The following is a 20529-nucleotide window of genomic DNA, read 5'->3' as shown; positions in this document are numbered from 1 at the left end:
CCGGGTCGGCGACCATTGAGGTGGGAGGGGGACCCCATCGGCATGGAGTTCCGGCTGTTCGGCGAGGTCCGGCTGGTCGCCGCCGGGCGGTTTCTCGATGTCGGCGCGCCGCGGCAGCAGGCGGTGCTGGCCGCGCTCGCCGTCGACGCGGGCCGGCCCGTGCCCATCGAGGCGCTCGTCGACCGGGTGTGGGGCGACGGGCCGCCCGCCGAGGCGCGCAACGTGCTCTACTCGCACCTGAGCCGGCTGCGGCACCTGCTGCGCCAGACCGGGGAGCCGGCCGCGATCGAGCGGCGCACCGCCGGGTACCTGCTCGACGTACCGCCGGAAACGGTGGACCTGCACCGCTTCGCCGCGCTCGTGCAGACCGGCCGGGCGGCGGCGCTGGCCGAGGCGCTGCGGCTGTGGCACGGGCCGCCGCTCGCCGGGATCGGCGGCGAATGGGCCGACAACGTGCGCACGGCCTGGCACCGGCGGCGGCTCGACGCGCTGGTGCAGTGGGGCGAGCTGCAGCTGCGGCTCGGCCACGCCGGCGAGGTCGCGGCGACGGTGGCCGACCTGACCGCCGAGTACCCGCTCGCCGAGCGGCTCGAGGCGATCCTCCTGCGCGCGCTGCTCGCCGGCGGGCGGGGCGCCGAGGCGCTCGAGCGCTACGGCGAGGTGCGGCGGCGCCTCGCCGACGAGCTCGGCACCGAGCCCGGCCCGGAGCTGCGGGCCCTGCACGCCACGATGCTGGCCGGCGCGGCCCCGGTACCGGCGGCCGCCCCGAACCACACCGTCGTCACGCCCGCGCAGCTGCCGCCGGACGTGCGCGGGTTCGCCGGCCGCGAGGCCGAGCTGCACATGCTCGACGAGCTGCAGGGCGCGGGGCCCGTGGTGCTGTCGGGCACCGCCGGGGTCGGCAAGACGACGCTCGCCGTGCACTGGTCGCACCGGGTCCGGGGCGCGTTCCCCGGCGGGCAGCTCTACGTCAACCTGCGCGGCTTCGACCCGGGCGGCGCACCCGTCACACCGGCCCAGGCCGTCCGCGACTTCCTGGACGCGCTGGACGTGCCCGCGAGCCGCCGCCCGTCCAGTCTCGAGGCGCAGATCGGGCTGTACCGCAGTCTCCTGGCCGACCGCCGGCTGCTCGTCGTGCTCGACAACGCCCGCGACGCCGGGCAGGTGCGCCCGCTGCTGCCCGGCGCGCCCGGCTGCCAGGTGCTGGTGACCAGCCGCGACGAGCTCGTCGGGCTCGTCGCCGAGGGAGCGCGGCCGGTACCGCTGGATCTGCTCGGCACCGAGGAGGCGCACGCGGTGCTGCGCGAGCGGCTCGGCCGGGCACGCGTGGACGCCGAGCCGGCCGCCGTCGCGGAGATCGCCGAGCTGTGCGCCCGGCTGCCGCTGGCGCTCGCGGTGGTGGCGGCCCGGGCCGCGACCCGGCCCGCGTTCCGCCTGGCCGACCTGGCCGGCCAGCTGCGCGCCGCGCGCGGCGGCCTCGACGAGTTCGCCGGGGCCGACCCGGCCACCGACCCGCGCGCGGTGTTCTCGTGGTCGTACCTGCGGCTGAGCCCGGCCGCGGCCCGGCTGTTCCGGCTCCTGGGCCTGCATCCGGGGCCCGACGTCGGGGTGCGCGCGGCGCTGGCGCTGGACCAGGCGGCCCGGCCCGCGCTGGCCGAGCTGACCCAGGCGCACCTGCTGACCGAGGTCCGCCCGGGCCGGTACGCCTGCCACGACCTGTTGCGCAGCTACGCGGCCGAGCTGGTCGCCGAGACGGACGGCGCCGAGGAGCGCGCGGCGGCGACGGAGCGGCTGCTCGCCTACTACCGGCACAGCGCCTACCTCGCCGACGGGTTCATCGACCCGCGCCGCGAGGTGCCGCCCGAGCCGGCCCCACTGCCGGAGGGCGTCGAGCCGGAGCGGATCGTCACGCACGCGGAGGCGCTGGCGTGGTTCACGGCGGAGCGGCCGGTGCTGCTGCGGGCGGTACACCAGCCGCCCCGCTTCGACCGCGAGGTCTGGGAGCTCGTCTGGGCGTCGCGGCGTTTCCTGGCGCTGCAGGGCCACTGGCACGACGGCAACGCGGTGCTGGGCGTGGCGCTGGAGGCGGCCCGCCGGGTGGACGACGGGCTGAGGCAGGCCTTCGCGCACTGTTTCCTCGGGTGTACCGGCGTGTGGCTGGACCGCTACGACGAGGCCGGCGAGCAGCTCGACGCCGCGCTGGCGCTCTACGCCGCCGGCGGCGACCGGATCGGCCAGGCCTACACGCAGCACTACTGGGCCTGGCTGCTCGAGCGCCAGGAGCGCCCGGCCGAGGCGCTCGCCCACGCCGAGCGGGCGCTGGAGCTCTTCGGCGCGGCCGGGCACCGCGCCGGCCAGGCGAAGGCGCGTAACGCGGTCGGGTGGCTGCACGCGCTGCTCGGCGACCACACCGCCACCGTCCACCACTGCCGCCAGGCCCTGGCCCTGCAGCAGGAGCTCGGCGACGGGCTCGGGGCCGCGCAGACGTGGCACAGCCTCGGATTCGCATACAGCGCGATGGGCGACGACACCCAGGCGATTCTGTGCTACAAATCCGCGGAGGACCTGTTCCACCGTTCCGGATATCTCTTCAACGAAGCGCTCGTCCTGACCGCATCAGCCGATATCCACGCCTCGTCCGGCCATCACGACCAGGCCCGCGCCGACCTGCGCCGGGCCTACGAGATCCTGCGCCGGCTCGGCCATCCCACCGCCGACGAGGTACGCGCGAAACTGGAGGATTCTCATGACTGAGCCCGAAGTCCAGCCCACCGACGACGACCTCGCCGCCCTCTTCGCCACGCTCGACGGGCTCGACCTTCCGGACGCGCAGCGGCAGCTCCTCGACAGCATCATCGCGATCGCCCGGGACATGACGCAGGTGGACGAGTCCATCCAGGAGCAGTTCGCGCATAGCTTCACGCCGGGCGCGGCCGCGACGCTCGCGAGCTACCCCGGCGGGCCGCTGCTGATCAGCCGCTCGACGAGCGGCCACGCCGCGCTGATCAGCCGGCTGATCAGCCGCTGACCCGTGCCGGTCACCCCGGCGGCCGGGCCGATCGTCCTGGTGGCCATGCCGTTCCTGCACGCCGACCGCCCGTCCATCCCGCTCGGGCTGCTCAAGGCGGTCGGCGTGGCCCGCGGCTTCCCGGTGCGCACCCTGCACGCCTGCCTGGACTTCGCCGCCCGCCTCGGCCCCGACTACTACGCCCTGCTGGCCGACCACCGCGGCCGGCAGGTCGGCGACTGGCTGTTCTCCGTCGAGGCGTTCGGGGCCGACGCGCCCGACCCCGACGGCCGGCGGCTGCTGAAGGCCTTCGGCGACGAGCTCGGCTACCTCGGCGACCGGCTGCCGGCCATCCGCGACCACGACGTCCCCGCGTTCCTCGACGAGCTCGAGCGCGAGCTCGGCGACGCCGCGATCGTCGGTTTCAGCGCGACGTTCCAGCAGAGCGTCGCCTCGTTCGCGCTCGCCCGGCGGCTCAAGCGGCGCCGCCCCGGCGTGGTGACGATCTTCGGCGGCGCGAACTTCGACGGCCCGATGGGCCCGGCCCTGGCGCGCTCGCTCGACGTGATCGACTACGCGGTCGTGGGCGAGGGCGACGACGCGTTCCCGGCGTTGCTCGACGCCCTGGCCAAGGGCGAGGACCCGGCGGCGGTACCGGGGGTGGCGACCCGGTCCCGCCACACTCCCCCGGCCCCGCCCCGCCCGCACCTCGACGACCTGCCGGTGCCGGACTACGACGAGTACTTCACCCGCGCCGCCGGCCTCGGCCTGCCGGTCGAGCACGTCGCGCTGCCGTTCGAGTCGGCCCGCGGCTGCTGGTGGGGGGCCCGGCACCACTGCACCTTCTGCGGCCTCAACGCGACCACGATGGCGTTCCGCGCCAAGTCGCCGGAGCGCGTGCTGGCCGAGCTCGACGCCCAGTCCCGCCGCCACCGCACGTTCCGCTTCGAGGCCGTGGACAACATCCTCGGCCCGCGGCTGCTGCGCGAGCTCGTCCCGGCCCTCGCCGACCGCGAGTACCAGCTGTTCTACGAGGTGAAGGCCAACCTCGACCGCGCCCAGCTCCGCGGCCTGGCCCAGGCCGGCGTGACCCGGCTGCAGCCCGGCCTGGAGTCGCTGAGCTCGGCGGTGCTGCGCCGCATGGACAAGGGCGTGCGCGCGGCCCAGAACGTGAACCTGCTGCGCTGGGCGCGGTACTACGGCATCGACATCGGCTGGAACATCCTCTGGGGCTTCCCGGGCGAGACCGCGGCCGAATACGCGGCGCAGACCGCGCTCGTGCCGCACCTGGCGCACCTGGCGCCCCCGGCCGACGCCGGCCCGGTCTGGCTGGAGCGCTTCAGCCCCCTGTTCACGACGTTCGCGAAGCGCCCGGAGGAGAGCTACTCCTACGTGTATCCGTCCACTGTGGACCTGGACGAGGTCGCCTACTTCTTCGACTACGATCCGGTCACCGCGGTCGACCCGGCCGTGTACGCGTCCCTGCGGGACGCGGTCGCGGCCTGGACCGCACGCTGGCGCGAGCCGGAGCCACCGCTGCTGGTGTACCGCGCGGCGCCGGGCTTCCTGCAGATCTACGACACCCGCGACCCGGCGGCGACGGGCACGTACACCTTCCGCGACACCCTGGCCGCGATCTACCTCGCGTGCTCGGCCCGCCCGCGCACCCTGCACGGCCTCCAGCGCGACCTGACCCTGCCGGCGGCCACGATCGCGGCCGCGTTCAAGGGCTTCGCCGAGCGCGGCCTCATGATGCTGGACGAGGACCGCGCCCTGTCCCTGGCCCTCCCGGCGACCCCGGGCCGCTGAGCCGTATCAACCCCACCGGCGGCGCATCCGCACGGTATGGACAGTTCGGTCATCATCGAGGCGCTGGGCACCGCCGGCCCGCCCGGGCGGTACCGCTGGGACCCGCTGTCCCGGGACGGCAGCACCCTGACCGCGGCGTGCGAGCTGGCGCCGGACGGCACGGCGGCCTTCGACGCGACCGCGACCGCCGACCGCCCCGGCGGCGCCTGGGTGATCTGGCACGTGGACCTGCTGGACCGCGACGGCTTCATCATCGGCTCCCTGGCGCGCGAGTCCCCCGTCGACGGCGACTGGCGCAAGTTCGTGCTGCCGATGCCGCGGCCGCGGGCCCGGTACCGCGCCCAGGCGCGCGCCACCTTCGACGCGTCCCTGTGGCCTTCGCTGGAGCGCCTGAAGCTGTACGCCTCGCTGGCCCGGCCCGTTCGTTGACCCCGCACCCCCGTTCGTCCTCGCCGGCGCGACCGGCGGCCGCCTGTCCTGGCCGCCGTCCGGCCCCGACGACCCGCAGCGCACGGTGCACGAGGAACTGCCGGAACTGCGGCTACCGGGGCACGGTCATCCCCCGGGCGTTCGCCTTCCTCGCGGCCTGGCACCTCACCAGGGCACGACGCCCTCGTCGTCGAAGAAGCCGCCGCTCGGGCCGTCGTCCGGGAGGGTGGCGAGGTGGATGGCGATCGCCGCGCCCTGGGCCGCGGTGCGCACGCCGCGGAACCCGTTCAGGTCCGTCGCGCAGTAGCCCGGGCAGCCCGCGTTGACGAGGACGGCGGTGTCGTGCAGCTCCTTGGCGTACTGCAGCGTCACCGCGTTCAGGAAGGACTTCGACGGCGCGTAGGCCACCGACAGCGGGCCCATGTCGCCCGCGGCCTGGCGGGTCAGCGAGCCCACCGAGCTCGACATGTTCACGATCCGCGGCGCCGGGGACTCACGCAGCAGCGGCAGGAACGCGTTCGTCACGCGCACGACGCCGACCACGTTCGTCTCCACCGCGCGCCGGATCGCGTCCAGGTCGGCCAGGGTCGGCTGCTGCGGCATCCCGCCGGTCACGCCCGCGTTGTTCACGAGCACGTCGAGCCGCGACAGCGACGCGGCCGCCGCCGAGACACTGGCGTCGGAGGTCACGTCCAGCGGTACCGCGAACGCGTCCACGCCGGCCGCGTGCAGCTTGGCGAGCGCGTCGGCGAGCCGCTCGGCGTCGCGCGCGCCCACCCCCACGCGGAAGCCGAGCGCGCCCAGGCCGGCCGCGATCTCGTATCCGATGCCCTTGTTCGCGCCGGTCACCAGCGCCACTTTCGAGTCGGTCATGCATCCGATCCTGGCCGCGGCGTGCGAAACGCGACAACACCGATGCGGTCGGCGGCGATACCCTGAGAGTATTGATATGGAGACCCGGGAGCTGCGGTACTTCATCGCCGTCGCCGAGGAGCTGCACTTCGGCCGCGCCGCCCAGCGCCTCGGCATCGCGCAGCCGCCGCTGTCGCGCGCCATCCGGCAGCTGGAACGGCGGCTCGGGGTGGCGTTGCTGGAGCGCACCAGCCGTACCGTCGCCCTGACCGAACCCGGAGCGGTCCTGCTGCGCGAGGGGCGCGCGGCGCTCGAGGCCGTCGACGCCGCCGCCCGGCGCACCCGGCGCGCCGCGGCCCCCGACCCCGGCATCGTGCTCGTCACCAAGGCCGGCGCGTCGGGCGAGCTGCTCGCGAAGCTCCTGGACGCGTACGCGGCCGAGCCCGGCGCCGTCCCCGTCGACGTCCAGCTGTGCGGCATCGGCGAGCAGGAGCGCTTCCTGCGCGACGGGCGCGCCGACGTGGCGCTGCTGCACCTGCCCTACGACGAACCGGCCGGCCTCGACACCGAGACCCTGACCGTGGAGAGCCAGGTCGTGGTGCTGCCGGCCGGCCACCCCCTCACCACCCGGGCGAGCCTGCGCATGGCCGAGATCGCCGACCTGCCGGACCTGCCGCTGCCCCGCTGGCCCGAGCCCGACGGCACCTACAAGCCCGGCCGCGGCCCGGAGATCAAGGGCAATTCGCAGCTGTACCAGCTGATAGCCCTCGGCCGCACCTGCGCCGTCCTCCCGGACTCGGCCCGCACCCACCTGCGCCGCGACCTCGTCGCCGTGCCGCTGCTGGACGCCCCGGCCATCACGACCCTGATCGCCTGGCCCCCGCACAGCCGCTCCCGCGCGGTCGCCGACCTCGTGCGCGCGGCGACCCGGCTGTAATCCTGCGCCTTCGGCGCGGCGGGGGTTCCCACCCGCACCCCCATGGCCGCTGCGCGGCCACCGGCACGCTGCGCGGCCAGATGACCGGGCTCGCGGCCGCCCTCCCGCTCGTGGCGCGCGTCGTGGCCCGCTTCGAGGCGCACTTCGCCCGTGCGCTGCCGTGAAGCACGCAGCGCCGCTGTGAGGTGCGCAGCGCCGCTGTGAGGTGCGCAGCGGCCCGCTGTGAGATGCGCATTCGTCACCACCGGTTCCCGAACGGTTTCCTTCAGGTGCCGGACGGTTGCGCCGATGGTCCCTGCGTCACACGGAAGCGACACACACACTGGGGGCACGGATGACCACGAACATCACCATCAAGCGCACGCTGGTCCTCGCCGGCCTCACCGCCGCCGCCGGGGTCACCGCGCTCGCCGGGGCCACCGCCGCCTCCGCCGGAACCACCCCCACCGTCTACGCCAGCCACGGCGCCGTCTACCTCAAGCAGAACGGCCACACCACGCGCCTCACCGCCGACGAGGTCAGCCGCCAGCCGGTGCTCTCCCCGGACGGCACGCAGATCGCCTACCTGCACAACGAGACGGTCTGGGTCATGAACGCCGACGGCACCGGGCAGCACCAGGTGAGCGACCGCGCCGGCCGCAACCCGGCGTGGGACGCCGGCGGCGTGCGCCTCACCTACACCGCCACCTCCTGCACCGGCGCCCCCGGCACCTTCCGCACCGGCACGTCCGGCGGCGCCGCGTCCGAGGTTCTCGCCCGGTCCGCGTGCGTGAGCCAGGACGCCCCGCCGGCCGGCTACATCACCGGCTGAACCTCCAGCACCGCCGCCTGAGCCGTCCGCACGAACGCGGCCACCGCCGCCGAGCGCGACGATGCCGGCCACACCACCTTGAGCGTCACCGGTTCCAGCTCCACCACCGGCCGGTACGCGGTTCCCGGACGCGGAAAGCGCCGCGCCACGAACTCCGGCAGGAACCACACGAACCCGCTCACCTCGACCAGGTTGAAGATCTGGGACAGGTCGTACGACCGGATCGTTCCCTCCGGCGGCGCCGCCATACGGCCGCGATCGGCCGGGGTACCGTCCGGCAGCCTCCGCCCCGCGAGATCGGCCAGGCGTAGGCTCTTGCGCGCGGCGAGCGGATCGGCCGCCGCCAGCGCCACCACGCACGCGCTCGTGATGAGCGGCTCGGTGTCCAGCCCGCGCTCGTCGAACGGCGTCGGCAGCAGGGCCACGTCGGCCCGCCCGTCGTGCAGCGCCGGTACCTGTTCCCCGCGCCCGCCGAGCAGCAGTTCGACCGGCAGCACGTCGTACGCGTCGAGAATCCGCGGCAGCAGCCCGGCGTCGTAGTCCGCCTTGAGCGCGAGCCGCAGCGCCGGCACCGGTTGCCCGGCCCGCCGCGCCCGCCGCTCCGCCGTCGCGACGGCGTCGAGCGCCACCCGCGCATCGTCCAGGAACACCGCCCCGGCCGCGGTCAGCGCGACCTGCCGCGTGGTTCGTTCCAGCAGTTGTACCCCGAGCCGGCGCTCCAGTTCGCGGATGGCGCGCGAGAGCGGCGGCTGCGCCATGCCGAGCCGCTCGGCGGCCCGCCCGAAGTGCCGCTCCTCGGCCACGGCGACGAAGTACCGCAGCTGCCGCGTCTCGAGATCACTCATATCGCCAGGGTATCAATCGAGACGGAGACGATCCTTCAGCTCCGGCCCGGTCCCGCGTTCACTGAGGGACATGATCGTTGTCACCGCTCCTACCGCCAACATCGGCTCCCAGCTCGTCCAGGACCTCCTGGACGCCGGCGCACCCGTCCGCGTCGTGGCCCGCGACCCGGCCCGCCTGGCCCCCGGCGTGGCCGGCCGCGTCGAGATCGTCCGCGGCTCCCACGCCGACCCGGCCGTCGTGGCTGAGGCGTTCGCCGGCGCCGACGCGGTCTTCTGGCTGGTGCCGGCCGACCCGCGCGCGACCTCGCTCGACGAGGCCTACTCCGGCTTCGCCCGCCCCGGCATCGAGGCGTTCGCGGCGCACAAGGTCGGCCGCGTGGTCGGCGTGTCGGCCCTCGGGCGCGGCACACCGGTCGCGGACCGGGCCGGCCACGTCACCGCCACGCTCGCCATGGACGACCTGATCGCGGCCACGGGCGTGCCGTACCGCGCGCTGTGCATGCCCTCGTTCATGGACAACACGCTGCGCCAGATCGCCCCGATCACCTCCCAGGGCGTCTTCTACGGCCCGTTGCGGCCGAACGACCCGTCGCCGGCGGTCGCCACGAGGGACATCGCCGCGGTCGCGGCCCGGCTGCTGCTCGACGAGGGCTGGACCGGCTTCGAGGAGGTGCCGGTGCTGGGCCCCGAGGACATCACGTACGACGAGATGGCCGCCACGATCTCCGACGTCCTGGGCCGCCCGGTGCGCTACGAACAGCTCCCGGGCGAGGCGTTCAAGGCGGGCATGCTGGCCCGCGGCATCTCCGAACCGATGGCCCAGGGCCTGCTGGACATGGCCGTGGCGAAGAACGAGGGCCTCGACCGCGGCGTCGCGCGCACCCCGCAGTGGAGCACCCCGACCACGTTCCGCCAGTGGTGCACGGAAGTCCTCAAGCCCGCCGCCGACGCCTGACGCTGCGAGGTGGCAGGAATCTAGCCCAACCGGGCCGTCCGAAGCCTCGCGAGGCGGGCGCCCCGCGGCGGATGCTGGCGGGTATGACCGCTGCTGTCTCCCTGCTGCACACCGGGTACGTCGGCGACACCGTCGCCAGCACCGTGGCCTTCGTCCGCGACGGCGACCGCCTGATCGTGACCGACCCCGGCATGGTCCGCGACCGCTCCCTGATTCTCGGCCCCCTGCGCGCGCTGGGGGTCGAGCCGGGCGACGTCACTGACGTGGTGTTCAGCCACCACCATCCCGACCACACGCTCAACGCCGCCCTGTTCCCGGCGGCGCGCTTCCACGACCACTGGGCGATCTACCACGGCGACGTGTGGGAGGACCGCGACGCCGAGGGGTACGAGCTGAGCCCGTCGGTGCGGCTCATCCGTACCCCCGGCCACACCCCGGAGGACATCACGACCCTCGCGACCACGGCCGACGGCGTGGTCGCCTTCACCCACCTGTGGAACACGGCCACGTCGGTCGGCGACGCGTACGCGACGGACCTGGACGCGCTGCACGCGGGCCGCGAGCGGGTGATCGCCCTGGCCGCCCTCATCGTGCCCGGCCACGGCCCGGCCTTCACCCCGGACGCGTCGACCCCGCACTGAGCCGGACGCCACCCCTTCAGGATTGGTTCAGGATCGCGGTGTGAACCTACGGTTTCGCGTGGACGAAGGGTGGGCGTTGTGCGAGTGCTCGTGGTCGAAGACGAGGTGAACCTGGCCGAGACGATCCGGGACGGGCTCGGCGGCGAGGGGTTCACCGTGGACCTCGTGCACACCGGGGTCGACGGGCTCTGGGCCGCCACCGAGACGCCGCACGGGGCCTATGACGCGATCATGCTCGACATCATGCTGCCGGGGCTGTCCGGGTACGAGGTGTGCCGGCAGCTGCGGCAGCGGCAGGTCTGGACGCCCGTGCTCATGCTCACCGCGAAGGACGGCGAGTACGACCAGGCCGACGCGTTCGATCTCGGCGCCGACGACTACCTCACCAAGCCGTTCTCGTTCGTGGTGCTGGTGGCCCGGCTGCGGGCGCTGATCCGGCGCGGGGCGCCGCAGCGGCCGGTCGTGCTCAGCGCGGGCGATCTGCGGCTCGACCCGGTGCAGCGGCGCGTCACCCGCGGTACCGACGAGATCGCCGTCACCGCGCGGGAGTTCGCGCTGCTCGAGTTCATGCTCCGCCACCCCGGCGACGTGCTCAGCCGCACGGCGATCATCGAGAACGTGTGGGACGCCCACTTCGACGGGGACCCCAACATCGTCGAGGTCTACGTGGGCTACCTGCGCAAGAAGATCGATCATCCGTACGGCCGGACCGCCATCCGCACCGTGCGCGGCGCCGGGTACCGCCTCGACCCCGAGGGCGGCTGAACGGGGGCCTTGCGAGGACCCTATACGCGCGTATAGTCGGCTACTGGAGTGAGTAGTCGGCAATACGTGCGTATAGGGGTGATCGCTCATGACGGATCCGGCCACCGAGGACCTCACGGCCCGGGCGCGGATCCGGGACGCCGCCATCCGGCTCTTCGCCGACCGCGGCATGGACGCCACCACTGTGCGGGACATCGCGCAGGCCGCCGGGGTGTCGCCGGGACTGGTCCGGCACCACTTCGGGTCCAAGGAGGGCCTGCGCGAGGTGTGTGACAGGTGGGTGCTCGACCGGTCGACGCAGCTCGACGAGGAAATCATCATCGACGGCAAGCTGGCCACCCCCGGCTTCATGCCGAGCGTCCACCCGACGGTCATGCTGATCTACCGGTACGTCACCCGCGCTCTCCTCGACGGCTCCCCCGCCGCCGGCCGGATGTTCGACGACATGGTCCGCCTCACCGAGGAGTGGGTCGCGAAGTTCGCGCCCGACATCACCCAGGACCGGCGCGGGTTCGCGGCGGTCCTGGTCGGGATGCACGCCGGCCTGCTCGCCATGCACGACCACGTGTCGCGCAACCTGGGCGCCGACATCTTCGAGACCGACGGGCACACGCGCCTGGTCGGCGCGATGGTCGACTTCTACTCCAGCACACTGCTCGATCCCGATCTCGCCGCCCAGGCCCACCGGGCCATGCAGGAGCTGCGGGACAACGCAAAGGAGCAATGAGCAACCATGACCGAGGCGATCCGCGTCGACGCACTGGTCAAAACGTTCGGGCGCACCCGTGCGCTCGACGGGCTGGATCTGTCGGTGCAGACGGGGGAGGTACACGGCTTCCTCGGACCCAACGGCGCCGGAAAGTCCACCACCATCCGCGTGCTGCTCGGCCTGCTGCACCCCGATTCGGGCACCGCCACCCTGCTCGACGGAGACCCGGCCAAGGACGCGGACCGGCTGCACCGCCGACTCGCGTACGTGCCCGGCGACGTCACGCTCTGGCCCAACCTCTCCGGCGGCGAGGTCATCGACCTGCTCGGCCGGCTCCGCGGCGGGCTCGACCCCGCACGCCGCAAGGAGCTGCTGGAGCGCTTCGACCTCGACCCGACGAAGAAGGGCCGCACGTACTCGAAGGGCAACCGCCAGAAGGTCGCGCTCGTGGCCGCGCTCGCCTCGGACGTCGAGCTCCTGCTGCTCGACGAGCCGACGTCCGGCCTCGACCCGCTCATGGAGGAGGTCTTCCGCGAGGTGATCCGGGAGGAGCAGCGGCGCGGCGACCGCACGGTGCTGCTGTCCAGCCACATCCTGGCCGAGGTCGAGGCGCTGTGCGACCGGGTCACCATCATCCGCGAGGGCCGGGCGGTCGAGACCGGGACGCTGCAGAGCCTGCGCCACCTGACCCGGACGTCGATCCAGGCCGAGCTGGCCGGGCCGGTCGACGGCCTGGGTGAGCTCCCGGGCGTGCACGACCTGGAGGCTCACAACGGTACCGTCAAGTTCAGCGTCGACAACGCCGAGCTCGACGGCGTCCTGCGCAAGCTCGCCGCGGCCGGCGTGCGGGGACTGACGAGCCAGCCGCCGACGCTGGAGGAGCTGTTCCTGCGCCACTACGACCGCGCGGCGGCCAACGGCGGCAAGCAGCGCACGGGGGCCGCACGATGATGACCGGCACCGGCGCCCTGGCCCGTCTCGCCCTGCGGCTCGACCGCGTCCGGCTCACCGTGTGGGTGCTCGGGCTCGCCGTCATGCCGATGGGCACCGCGGCCAACTACCAGAAGTTGTACCCGACCGAGGCCGACCTGCAGGCCGTGAGCGGCGTGCTGTCCAACCCGTCCCTCGTCGCGCTGAGCGGCCCGCTGTTCGGGGTGTCCATCGGCGCGCTCACCGCCTGGAAGATCGGCATCACCGAGTTCATCCTCATCGGGCTCATGAGCGTGCTGACGGTCATCCGGCACACCCGCACCGAGGAGGAGACCGGCCGCCTGGAGCTGCTGCGGGCCACGGTCATCGGGCGGTACGCCCCGTTGACCGCCGCGCTCCTGGTGACGGTCGCCGCCGACGTCGTGATCGGGCTGCTCGCCGCGCTCGGGCTGATCGGCGTCGGGCTCGACCCGGCCGGCGCGCTCGCGTTCGGCCTCGCCACCACGCTGTTCGGGGTGCTGTTCGCGGCCGTCGCCGCCGCGACCGCGCAGCTGACCCAGGGCGCCCGCGCCGCGACCGGGATCGCCGGCGCCGTGCTCGGCGGCACCTACCTGCTGCGGGCCGTCGGCGACACCGGCCCGACCGCGCTGAGCTGGCTCTCCCCCACCGGCTGGGCCCTGCACATGCGGCCCTTCGCGGGCGAGCGCTGGTGGGTCGCCCTGCTGTTCGTGGCGTTCGCGGTGCTGTTCGGGCTCATCGGGTACACCCTCGTGGACCGCCGTGACGTGGGCGCCGGACTGCTGGCCGACCGCCCCGGCCCGGCCCAGGCCGCGCCGGCCCTGCGCAGCTCGCTCGCCCTGGCGTGGCGGCTGCACCGGGGACTCCTGATCGGCTGGGTGGTCGCGCTGGCGGCCAGCGGGGCCGTGATGGGCGGCGCCGCCTCCGGCATCGGCAACCTCCAGTCGCCCAACCAGCAGCTGACCGACATCCTGACCCGGATGGGCGGGCGGGCCGGGCTCACCGACGCGTTCCTCGGCGCCATCTACGGCATCATCGGCCAGCTCGTCGCGGCGTACACGATCCAGGCAACGCTGCGCCTGCGCCAGGAGGAGAGCAGCGGCCGCGTCGAGGCGCTCCTGGCCACCCGCGTCGGCCGGCTCCGCTGGGCGGGCAGCCACCTGACGTTCGCGGTCGCGGGCACGGCACTGCTGCTGGCCGTGGCCGGGGTGGCGGGCGGCATCGTGTACGGCGCACAGGTCCACGACGTCGGCGGCCAGACCGCCCGGCTGCTCGGCGCCGCGCTGGTACAGCTGCCGGCGGCGCTCGTGCTCGCCGGGCTCGGCACCGCGCTGATCGGCCTCGCGCCGCGGCTGAGCACCCTGACGTGGGCGGCGCTCATCGTGTCGGTGCTGCTGGTGGAGCTGGGGGCGCTGTTCGGCCTGAACCAGTACGTGCTCGACGTGACCCCGTTCGCGCACGTGCCGAAGCTGCCGGGCGCCGCGTTCACGGCGGCGCCGGTGGTGTGGCTGACGGTGGTCGCGCTGGCCTTGGGCGCGGCGGGCCTGGCCGGCCTGCGGCGAAGGGACATGCCCGCGACCTGATCCGGGGCGGACAGGGGCCGGCCGGGCCATTAAGCTCGGCCGGCCCCGTCTATCGATCTTGGAGCACCCCCGGATGCCATCGCTCTTACTGCGACGCCTGGCCGCCACGGCCGGCGCCGCGCTCGTCGTGTTCGGATCTCTCGGCGCCGCACCGGCCCAGGCCGAGGAGGACGACACCTTCCCCTGGGATCTCACCATCCCCGTCGTCGACCTCACCGGCGCGGTCGGTGACGTCGTGCCGGTGACCATGACCGTGCGCAACCTCGGCCCCGGCGTCGTCGAGCCCGGCCGCGTGCGGACCGCGTTCATCCAGAAGCCCACGGGCACCGAGTTCACCGGCGACGTGTCGGCGGACTGTGACGGCACCGTCCAGCCGGAGGACCGGTACTACTGCCGGCCCCAGCAGGGGCTGGCCGTCGGGGCCGAGGTGGTCTGGACGTTCCACCTGAAGCTCGTCGACCCCCACCCCGGCGAGGGTCTGATGTTCTTCGCCGACGGCGGGGGCGAGGACCGCGACAGCAGCAACGACGGCGGCTGGTTCAAGGTCACCATCAAGACCCCGGAGACCGGCCCGACGACCGCGGCCCCCACGACGGCCGCGGCCACGCCGACCGGCCGGGCCACGGCGGGCCCGGGCGCCAGTGCGGCCGCCGGCCCCGCCCTGCCGGTGACGGGCGACCGGACCGGCCTCTACGCGGGCCTCGGCGCGGCGCTGGTCGCCGCGGGGGCCGTGCTGTACGTGCTCGCCCGGCGGCGGCGCGTCGTCATGGTGACACCCGAACGGTGACACGCGGTGGGCCGATGGCGACCGACTCGCACATCGGCCCACCACGCAGCGGCCGGCCCGGCCACGTCTCAGGCGCGGTCTCCGACCGCTCGGACCTCGGCGAGCCGCCGGACCGAATACTCGTCGTCCCAGCAGACGGCGGCCTCCCACGCGGCCGATGCCTGCGCCGCGATGTCGTACGCGCCGTCGTCGAGGCCGGCGGCGTTGCCGGGCAGCACGAGGTCGAGGTCGGGGACGTCGACGTGCGACTCGTCCCAGTCGATCAGCCCGACCCGGTCCGCGGTCACACGGACGTTGCCGGGGTTGGTGGGGTTGCCGTGGACAACGCAGGTCGGACGTCCGGAAAGCCGCGCCCACGCCGCCCGGCAGCGCGCGACGCTCTCGGCGGGCATCGCGCCGAGGTCGACCTTCGTCCCGGTCTCGGCCTGCAGCAGGTCGGTCGAGGATCGCCAGCCCGGGCGCTGCGGCCGGCCCCGCGTCAACCGGTGCAGCCGGCGGAGCACGCCGGCCACGCGGCGCCAGTCGGCCTCCGTCTCGGGCGGTCCGCCCTCCACGTAGGTCATCACCACCAGACCGCCGGCGAACAGCCGGCCGCCCGTCGTCGGGATCGGCACCGGCACGGTCACGCCTTCGCGGTCGAGGTGCTGGAGGAGCCCGGTCTCCCACGCGAGATCGGCGTCGCTGCGGGTGCCGAGGCGGCCGACCGCGCGACGCCCGTTGACGCGCACGCTCCACACGTCGTTGGCGACCCCGCCGGTGAGCGGCTCGATGCGAGCGGCGTCCGCACCCCACTGCGCGAGTGCTTCCCATCCCATCGGCCACATCCTACGGGGCTCCGGACCGCGCTCACCCAAAGCGACACATCCCCACATCAGCGTCACCGCTATTGACAAGGATCTTTTAAGTCGGCCACGATGCTGAGAGCGCTCTCACGTCCGCCAGGTGAGGGCTGAACAGGACCGCCCCACTCCCCCGCCCCCATCTTGAGAAGGGCACAACCGCTGTGGAGAAACAACAAAAAAGCACACGACGCGGCCGCCGATGGCTACTCGCCGGGGCCGGAGCGGCCGTGCTCGCCGCGGCCTCGTTCGCCGTTCTGCCCGAAGCGTCCGCCTCGCTGCCCGCCCCGCCGGCCGGCTGGACGCAGGTCTTCGCCGATGACTTCAACGGGGCCTCCGGCACCGGCCTCAACACCGCCAACTGGCTCTACGACCTCGGCCACGGGTACCCGGGCGGGGCCGGCAACTGGGGCACCGGCGAGATCGAGAACATGACCAACAGCACGGCGAACGTCTACCAGGACGGCGCCGGCAACCTGGCCATCAAGCCGATCCGGGACGGCGCCGGCAACTGGACCAGCGGCCGCGTCGAGACCCAGCGCACCGACCTCGCCGCGCCCGCCGGCGGCAAGCTGCGCCTCGAGGCGCGCCTGCAGCAGCCGAACGTCAACACGGGCAACGGCGCCGGCTACTGGCCCGCGTTCTGGGCGCTGGGCGCGGCGGCGCGCGGCACCGGCGCGTCGGGCTGGCCGGGCATCGGCGAGATCGACGTCATGGAGGACATCAACGGCCGCAGCTCCGAGTTCGGCACCCTGCACTGCGGGACCTCGCCGGGCGGCCCGTGCAACGAGACGACGGGCCTCGGCAGCGGCGAGCGCGCCTGTGGCGGGTGCCAGACCGGCTTCCACACCTACGCCGTGGAGCAGGACCGCAGCACCTCGCCGGAGCAGATGCGCTGGTACCTCGACGGCAACAACTTCTTCACCATCAACGCGAACCAGGTCGACGCCAACACCTGGAACAACGCCACGCACCACGGGTTCTTCATGATCCTCAACGTGGCCATCGGCGGCGGCTTCCCCGACGCGTTCGGCGGTGGCCCCAACGGCTCGACCGTGTCCGGCGTGCCGATGCTCATCGACTACGTCGCGGCGTACACCGCCGGCGGCGGGGGCGGCACCACCACGCCGCCGCCCAGCGGGGGCAAGGCCGTCAAGGGCCCCGGCGGCCTGTGCCTGGACGTCCGCTCCTCCAACAGCGCGAACGGCACCCCGGTGCAGATCTACACCTGCAACGGCACCGGCGCGCAGCAGTGGACCTACGTCGAGGCCGGCAGCACGCTGCGGGCGCTCGGCAAGTGCCTGGACATCCCGGGCGGCTCCACCGCGAACGGCGCCAAGCTGCAGCTGTGGGACTGCAACAGCACCGCGGCCCAGGTGTTCATCCACCGCTCCGACAACACGTACTACAACCCGCAGGCCAACAAGTGCCTCGACGACCCGAACGGGTCGACGACGGCCGGCACCCAGGTGCAGATCTGGGACTGCAACGGCAGCGGCGCGCAGAAGTTCTCGCTCCCTGCATAACTGAGGCGGAGGTCGCGACCAGGTGCCCGGCACCTGGTCGCGGCCGCTGTAACTTTCGCGGGTTCCCGCAGGTGGCACCGGCACTCGCGAACCGGCGGTTGACGCCCCCGACGCGCGGCGCGGACGTTGCTCACCATGAGCGCACGTTCGCATCGTGGAATCTGGTGGGCCCGGCTGGCCATCCCGGTCTTCGCCGCGGCCGGGGCCGCCCTCATCGTGCTGGCCCTGCAGCCCCCGGCGCGGGCCACCGTGCCGGAGCCGACGGCCCCGGTGACGGGCAACGCGACCTACTTCGACGGCCTCGGCGCCCCGTACGGCGGCTGCGGCCTGCCCCAGGCGGAGCTGGAGACGCAGAACTTCGTCGCGCTCAACGTGTTCGACACGCCGGGCAGCGGCACGTTCTACCCGCGGCCGCTGTCCTCCGCCGACGCCGACAAGATGGGCATCTGGAACAACGGCCACAACTGCGGCCGCTGGGTGCGGGTGAAGATCGGCGACTACTGCACCGGGGTCAACGACGGCGCGCTCGGCCAGGCGTTCTGCCGCAGCGGCGCGTGGACGACGGACGCGTACAACGACGGCACCCTCGACATGATCGTCGCGGACAGCTGCGGCGACTCCAACGCCTGGTGCCGCGACGACAAGTACCACCTGGACCTGTCGAAGGACTCGCTGAACAAGTTCGTGAAGAACGGCGCCCCGATGCCGGACCTGTACCCGTCGCACTGGAACAACCGCCACGTGTCCTGGCAGTTCATCGCGGCCCCGGCGTACTCGGGCGACATCAAGATCGGGTTCCTGAACGGCGCGCAGCGCTACTGGCCGGCGATCGCGGTCTCGCAGCTGCCCAACGGCATCCACGGGGTCGAGTACCTCGCGGGCGGCACCTGGACCGCCGCGCCGATGAACAGTGACATGGGCCAGTCGTACATCATCGGCGCCACCACCTCCGGCGGCACCGACTTCCGCATCCGGGTCCGCGACTCCGCCGACGCGCTGCTGTTCGGCGGCCGCGAGTACTCCTTCTCCCTGCCGGCGGCGTGCTCGTCGCAGTGCAGCCAGGCGTACACCCAGGCGACCTACACCACGACGAGCACCACGGCGAGCCCGACTCCTTCCAAGTCCACCTCCGTCTCGCCGTCGGCCTCCGCGTCCCCGAGCCGGTCGACGTCCGCGTCGCCGAGCCGGTCGACGTCGTCGTCCCCGGCGCCCACCGGCGGCTGCACCGCCGCCGTCACCACGACGGGCTCGTGGTCCAACGGCGGGCAGGCCGACGTGCGCGTGACAAACACCGGCACCGCGCCGACGACCGGCTGGACGGTGCGGTTCACGATGCCGGCCGGGGTGACGATCGCGAGCGCATGGAACGCGACGATCACCCAGTCCGGGCAGACCGTGACCGCCGTGAACGCGTCCTACAACGGCACGATCGGCTCGAATGCGAGTACCAGCTGGGGTCTGGTCTTCAGCGGCCCGAACTTCGGTGTCACCGGGGTGAGCTGTTCGGCCCGCTGAGGCCCCTGGCCGCCGCGGCGGCCAGGGCCTGTGGTGGGGAGCCGGCGATGCCGGCTCCCCACGCCTGCCAGTCCCCGCCGCGGCAGTGCGCATAGGCGATGACCTTTCCGGTCAGCACCGGGTGGTGCTCGCTGTGCAGGACCTCCGCGTCCCGCATAGGGCCGTCCCGCATGAACTCGGCCGCGAAGACCGCCCAGAGCTCTGACGGGGTCAGCTCGCCGCCGTTGTTGAAGGCCTCGCTCGCGTGCTGGACCGCGCGGCCGACCTCCGGGCGCATGGCCGCGGGCACGCGCAGGCCGTGGGCGGTGCGCAGCAGGTACGCGGCGCCGCCCTTGCCCGACTGGCTGTTGACGCGGATCACGGCCTCGTAGGAGCGGCCCAGGTCGGCCGGGTCCACGGGCAGGTACGGCACCTGCCACGGCTCGTCGTCGCGCTGCGCGGCCAGGCCCTTCGCGATCGCGTCCTGGTGCGTGCCGGAGAACGCCGTGTAGACCAGGTCGCCGGCGTAGGGGTGGCGCGGCGGCACGGCCATGCGGTTGTAGTACTCCACGGTGCGGCGGACCTCGTCGATGTCGGAGAGGTCCAGCATCGGGTCGACGCCCTGGGTGTACAGGTTCAGGGCGAGGGTGACCAGGTCGACGTTGCCGGTGCGCTCGCCGTTGCCGAACAGGCAGCCCTCGACCCGCTGCGCGCCGGCCAGCATCGCCAGCTCGGCGCAGGCGACGCCGGTGCCGCGGTCGTTGTGCGGGTGGACGGAGAGGATGACGTCCTCGCGGCGGTCCAGGTGCCGGCCCATCCACTCGATCTGGTCGGCGTACACGTTGGGCGTGGCCACCTCGACGGTCGCCGGCAGGTTGTGGATCACGGGCCGGTCCGGGCCGGCGTCCCACACCGCGGTGACGGCGTTGCAGACGTCCAGCACGAACTCGGGCTCGGTCAGGTTGAACACCTCGGGGCTGAACTCGAACCGCGTGCGGGTCGCGGTGAGCCGGTCGGTGTGGTGCAGCACCCGCTCGGCGGCGCCGGTGACGAGCCGCTTGACCCCGGCCCGGTCCTGGCGCAGGACGACGTCGCGCCACACGGGCGCGGTCGCGGTGTACAGGTGCACGACCGCCTTGCCGAGGCCGTCGACGGCCTCGGCGGTGCGCGCGATCAGGTCGTCGCGGGCGGCGGTGAAGACCACGACGGTGACGTCGTCGGGGACCAGGTCCTCCTTGACGAGCAGCCGGACGAAGTCGAAGTCCAGGGCGCTGGCCGACGGGTAGCCGACCTCGATCTCCTTGAAGCCCAGGGCGACCATGAGCTGGAAGCCGCGCCGCTTGCGCTCGGCGTCCATGGGCTCGGCCAGCGCCTGGTTGCCGTCGCGCAGGTCGACGGGGACCCACAGCGGCGCCTGGGTCAGCCGGTTTCCGGGCCAGGAACGATGCTGCAGCGGTACCTCGACCCGCTCGTGCGCGGGCCGGTAGCGGTGGAAGGGCATGCGGCTGGTGCGTTGCGGGTTCCACTGTGCAGCGATGGCGGGCATGACGGTTTCGGCTCCTTGCCGGTCGGAAAGTCTGGTCGACCGGCAC

Annotated in this window: 19 protein-coding genes; 15 read left to right on the top strand and 4 right to left on the bottom strand. The window is 73.6% G+C overall.

Annotated features, from left to right (window positions below):
• Positions 1 to 42 precede the first annotated feature (42 nt).
• From ACPPVO_RS14625 to ACPPVO_RS14610, 4 genes are read left to right on the top strand one after another with little or no spacing between them, the layout of a single operon-like run.
• On the top strand, positions 43 to 2754 hold the full coding sequence (locus ACPPVO_RS14625) for a BTAD domain-containing putative transcriptional regulator (RefSeq protein ID WP_426511746.1): 2712 nt from the start codon (positions 43 to 45) through the stop codon (positions 2752 to 2754).
• Positions 2747 to 3028, top strand: a complete 282-nt coding sequence (locus ACPPVO_RS14620; RefSeq protein ID WP_426511744.1) for a hypothetical protein — start codon at positions 2747 to 2749, stop codon at positions 3026 to 3028. The genes ACPPVO_RS14625 and ACPPVO_RS14620 overlap by 8 nt, the downstream gene beginning before the upstream one ends.
• Positions 3029 to 3031: 3 nt before the next feature.
• Positions 3032 to 4816 (top strand): RiPP maturation radical SAM C-methyltransferase, encoded by a 1785-nt coding sequence (locus ACPPVO_RS14615; RefSeq protein ID WP_426511743.1) that lies wholly within the window; start codon positions 3032 to 3034, stop codon positions 4814 to 4816.
• Positions 4817 to 4852: 36 nt separating this feature from the next.
• The gene (locus ACPPVO_RS14610; RefSeq protein WP_426511742.1) at positions 4853 to 5245 is read left to right on the top strand and encodes a DUF6294 family protein; all 393 of its coding nucleotides are present in this window, start codon (positions 4853 to 4855) and stop codon (positions 5243 to 5245) included.
• 165 nt (positions 5246 to 5410) lie between these two features.
• On the opposite strand, the gene ACPPVO_RS14605 is transcribed toward ACPPVO_RS14610, so the two are convergent.
• Positions 5411 to 6118 carry an SDR family NAD(P)-dependent oxidoreductase gene (locus ACPPVO_RS14605; protein ID WP_426511741.1) on the bottom strand — a complete coding sequence of 236 codons (708 nt, stop codon included), beginning with the start codon at positions 6116 to 6118 and terminating at the stop codon, positions 5411 to 5413.
• Between the two features lie 76 nt (positions 6119 to 6194).
• On the opposite strand from ACPPVO_RS14605, the gene ACPPVO_RS14600 reads away from it, so the two are divergent.
• Both ACPPVO_RS14600 and ACPPVO_RS14595 read left to right on the top strand, forming a co-directional pair.
• Positions 6195 to 7034, top strand: a complete 840-nt coding sequence (locus ACPPVO_RS14600; RefSeq protein WP_426511740.1) for a LysR family transcriptional regulator — start codon at positions 6195 to 6197, stop codon at positions 7032 to 7034.
• A 334-nt stretch (positions 7035 to 7368) separates the two neighbouring features.
• The gene (locus tag ACPPVO_RS14595) at positions 7369 to 7845 is read left to right on the top strand and encodes a TolB family protein (protein WP_426511739.1); all 477 of its coding nucleotides are present in this window, start codon (positions 7369 to 7371) and stop codon (positions 7843 to 7845) included.
• Here ACPPVO_RS14595 and ACPPVO_RS14590 read toward each other — a convergent pair.
• Complete coding sequence (locus tag ACPPVO_RS14590) at positions 7830 to 8690, bottom strand: LysR family transcriptional regulator (protein WP_426511738.1); 861 nt, start codon at positions 8688 to 8690, stop codon at positions 7830 to 7832. The two genes, ACPPVO_RS14595 and ACPPVO_RS14590, sit on opposite strands and share 16 nt — an antisense overlap.
• A gap of 70 nt (positions 8691 to 8760) precedes the next feature.
• Here ACPPVO_RS14590 and ACPPVO_RS14585 point away from each other — a divergent pair, with 70 nt between their 5' ends.
• The 7 genes from ACPPVO_RS14585 (at position 8761) to ACPPVO_RS14555 (ending at position 15078) form a co-directional block, all read left to right on the top strand.
• Entirely contained in the window at positions 8761 to 9645 is an 885-nt protein-coding gene (locus ACPPVO_RS14585; RefSeq protein ID WP_426511737.1) for an NAD(P)H-binding protein, read from the top strand.
• A gap of 83 nt (positions 9646 to 9728) precedes the next feature.
• A complete protein-coding gene (locus ACPPVO_RS14580) occupies positions 9729 to 10286 on the top strand; it encodes an MBL fold metallo-hydrolase (protein ID WP_426511736.1) in 558 nt (185 codons plus the stop codon).
• A 78-nt stretch (positions 10287 to 10364) separates the two neighbouring features.
• Positions 10365 to 11051: a response regulator transcription factor gene (locus ACPPVO_RS14575; protein WP_360376367.1), complete on the top strand. Its 687-nt coding sequence runs from the start codon at positions 10365 to 10367 to the stop codon at positions 11049 to 11051.
• Between the two features lie 88 nt (positions 11052 to 11139).
• Positions 11140 to 11778, top strand: a complete 639-nt coding sequence (locus ACPPVO_RS14570) for a helix-turn-helix domain-containing protein (RefSeq protein ID WP_426511735.1) — start codon at positions 11140 to 11142, stop codon at positions 11776 to 11778.
• A gap of 6 nt (positions 11779 to 11784) precedes the next feature.
• The gene (locus tag ACPPVO_RS14565) at positions 11785 to 12711 is read left to right on the top strand and encodes an ATP-binding cassette domain-containing protein (RefSeq protein ID WP_426511734.1); all 927 of its coding nucleotides are present in this window, start codon (positions 11785 to 11787) and stop codon (positions 12709 to 12711) included.
• Entirely contained in the window at positions 12708 to 14291 is a 1584-nt protein-coding gene (locus ACPPVO_RS14560; RefSeq protein WP_426511733.1) for an ABC transporter permease, read from the top strand. Before ACPPVO_RS14565 ends, ACPPVO_RS14560 begins: the two co-directional genes overlap by 4 nt.
• 73 nt (positions 14292 to 14364) lie before the next feature.
• Positions 14365 to 15078: an LPXTG cell wall anchor domain-containing protein gene (locus ACPPVO_RS14555; RefSeq protein WP_426511732.1), complete on the top strand. Its 714-nt coding sequence runs from the start codon at positions 14365 to 14367 to the stop codon at positions 15076 to 15078.
• A gap of 68 nt (positions 15079 to 15146) precedes the next feature.
• On the opposite strand, the gene ACPPVO_RS14550 is transcribed toward ACPPVO_RS14555, so the two are convergent.
• Positions 15147 to 15893, bottom strand: a complete 747-nt coding sequence (locus tag ACPPVO_RS14550) for a phosphotransferase enzyme family protein (protein ID WP_426511731.1) — start codon at positions 15891 to 15893, stop codon at positions 15147 to 15149.
• Between the two features lie 254 nt (positions 15894 to 16147).
• On the opposite strand from ACPPVO_RS14550, the gene ACPPVO_RS14545 reads away from it, so the two are divergent.
• Together ACPPVO_RS14545 and ACPPVO_RS14540 are read left to right on the top strand one after the other, a co-directional pair.
• Entirely contained in the window at positions 16148 to 17443 is a 1296-nt protein-coding gene (locus ACPPVO_RS14545; RefSeq protein WP_426511730.1) for a ricin-type beta-trefoil lectin domain protein, read from the top strand.
• A gap of 135 nt (positions 17444 to 17578) precedes the next feature.
• Positions 17579 to 18958, top strand: a complete 1380-nt coding sequence (locus ACPPVO_RS14540) for a cellulose binding domain-containing protein (RefSeq protein WP_426511729.1) — start codon at positions 17579 to 17581, stop codon at positions 18956 to 18958.
• Here ACPPVO_RS14540 and ACPPVO_RS14535 read toward each other — a convergent pair.
• On the bottom strand, positions 18930 to 20483 hold the full coding sequence (locus tag ACPPVO_RS14535) for a 2-isopropylmalate synthase (RefSeq protein ID WP_426511728.1): 1554 nt from the start codon (positions 20481 to 20483) through the stop codon (positions 18930 to 18932). The two genes, ACPPVO_RS14540 and ACPPVO_RS14535, sit on opposite strands and share 29 nt — an antisense overlap.
• Between the last annotated feature and the right edge of the window lie 46 nt (positions 20484 to 20529).

Origin of the sequence: Dactylosporangium sp. McL0621, assembly GCF_049995355.1 — a bacterium.
Taxonomy (GTDB): Bacteria; Actinomycetota; Actinomycetes; order Mycobacteriales; family Micromonosporaceae; genus Dactylosporangium.
Note: the sequence above shows the minus strand (reverse complement) of the source record. Positions and strands in the feature narration are given on the sequence as shown.

Excerpts from the sequence above, each read along its gene's own strand:
- ACPPVO_RS14625 (WP_426511746.1), top strand. The coding sequence starts at position 43 with ATGGAGTTCCGGCTGTTCGGCGAGGTCCGGCTGGTCGCCGCCGGGCGG.
- ACPPVO_RS14620 (WP_426511744.1), top strand. The coding sequence starts at position 2,747 with ATGACTGAGCCCGAAGTCCAGCCCACCGACGACGACCTCGCCGCCCTC.
- ACPPVO_RS14610 (WP_426511742.1), top strand. The coding sequence starts at position 4,853 with ATGGACAGTTCGGTCATCATCGAGGCGCTGGGCACCGCCGGCCCGCCC.
- ACPPVO_RS14605 (WP_426511741.1), bottom strand. The coding sequence starts at position 6,118 with ATGACCGACTCGAAAGTGGCGCTGGTGACCGGCGCGAACAAGGGCATC.
- ACPPVO_RS14600 (WP_426511740.1), top strand. The coding sequence starts at position 6,195 with ATGGAGACCCGGGAGCTGCGGTACTTCATCGCCGTCGCCGAGGAGCTG.
- ACPPVO_RS14595 (WP_426511739.1), top strand. The coding sequence starts at position 7,369 with ATGACCACGAACATCACCATCAAGCGCACGCTGGTCCTCGCCGGCCTC.
- ACPPVO_RS14590 (WP_426511738.1), bottom strand. The coding sequence starts at position 8,690 with ATGAGTGATCTCGAGACGCGGCAGCTGCGGTACTTCGTCGCCGTGGCC.
- ACPPVO_RS14585 (WP_426511737.1), top strand. The coding sequence starts at position 8,761 with ATGATCGTTGTCACCGCTCCTACCGCCAACATCGGCTCCCAGCTCGTC.
- ACPPVO_RS14580 (WP_426511736.1), top strand. The coding sequence starts at position 9,729 with ATGACCGCTGCTGTCTCCCTGCTGCACACCGGGTACGTCGGCGACACC.
- ACPPVO_RS14570 (WP_426511735.1), top strand. The coding sequence starts at position 11,140 with ATGACGGATCCGGCCACCGAGGACCTCACGGCCCGGGCGCGGATCCGG.
- ACPPVO_RS14565 (WP_426511734.1), top strand. The coding sequence starts at position 11,785 with ATGACCGAGGCGATCCGCGTCGACGCACTGGTCAAAACGTTCGGGCGC.
- ACPPVO_RS14560 (WP_426511733.1), top strand. The coding sequence starts at position 12,708 with ATGATGACCGGCACCGGCGCCCTGGCCCGTCTCGCCCTGCGGCTCGAC.
- ACPPVO_RS14555 (WP_426511732.1), top strand. The coding sequence starts at position 14,365 with ATGCCATCGCTCTTACTGCGACGCCTGGCCGCCACGGCCGGCGCCGCG.
- ACPPVO_RS14550 (WP_426511731.1), bottom strand. The coding sequence starts at position 15,893 with ATGGGATGGGAAGCACTCGCGCAGTGGGGTGCGGACGCCGCTCGCATC.
- ACPPVO_RS14540 (WP_426511729.1), top strand. The coding sequence starts at position 17,579 with ATGAGCGCACGTTCGCATCGTGGAATCTGGTGGGCCCGGCTGGCCATC.
- ACPPVO_RS14535 (WP_426511728.1), bottom strand. The coding sequence starts at position 20,483 with ATGCCCGCCATCGCTGCACAGTGGAACCCGCAACGCACCAGCCGCATG.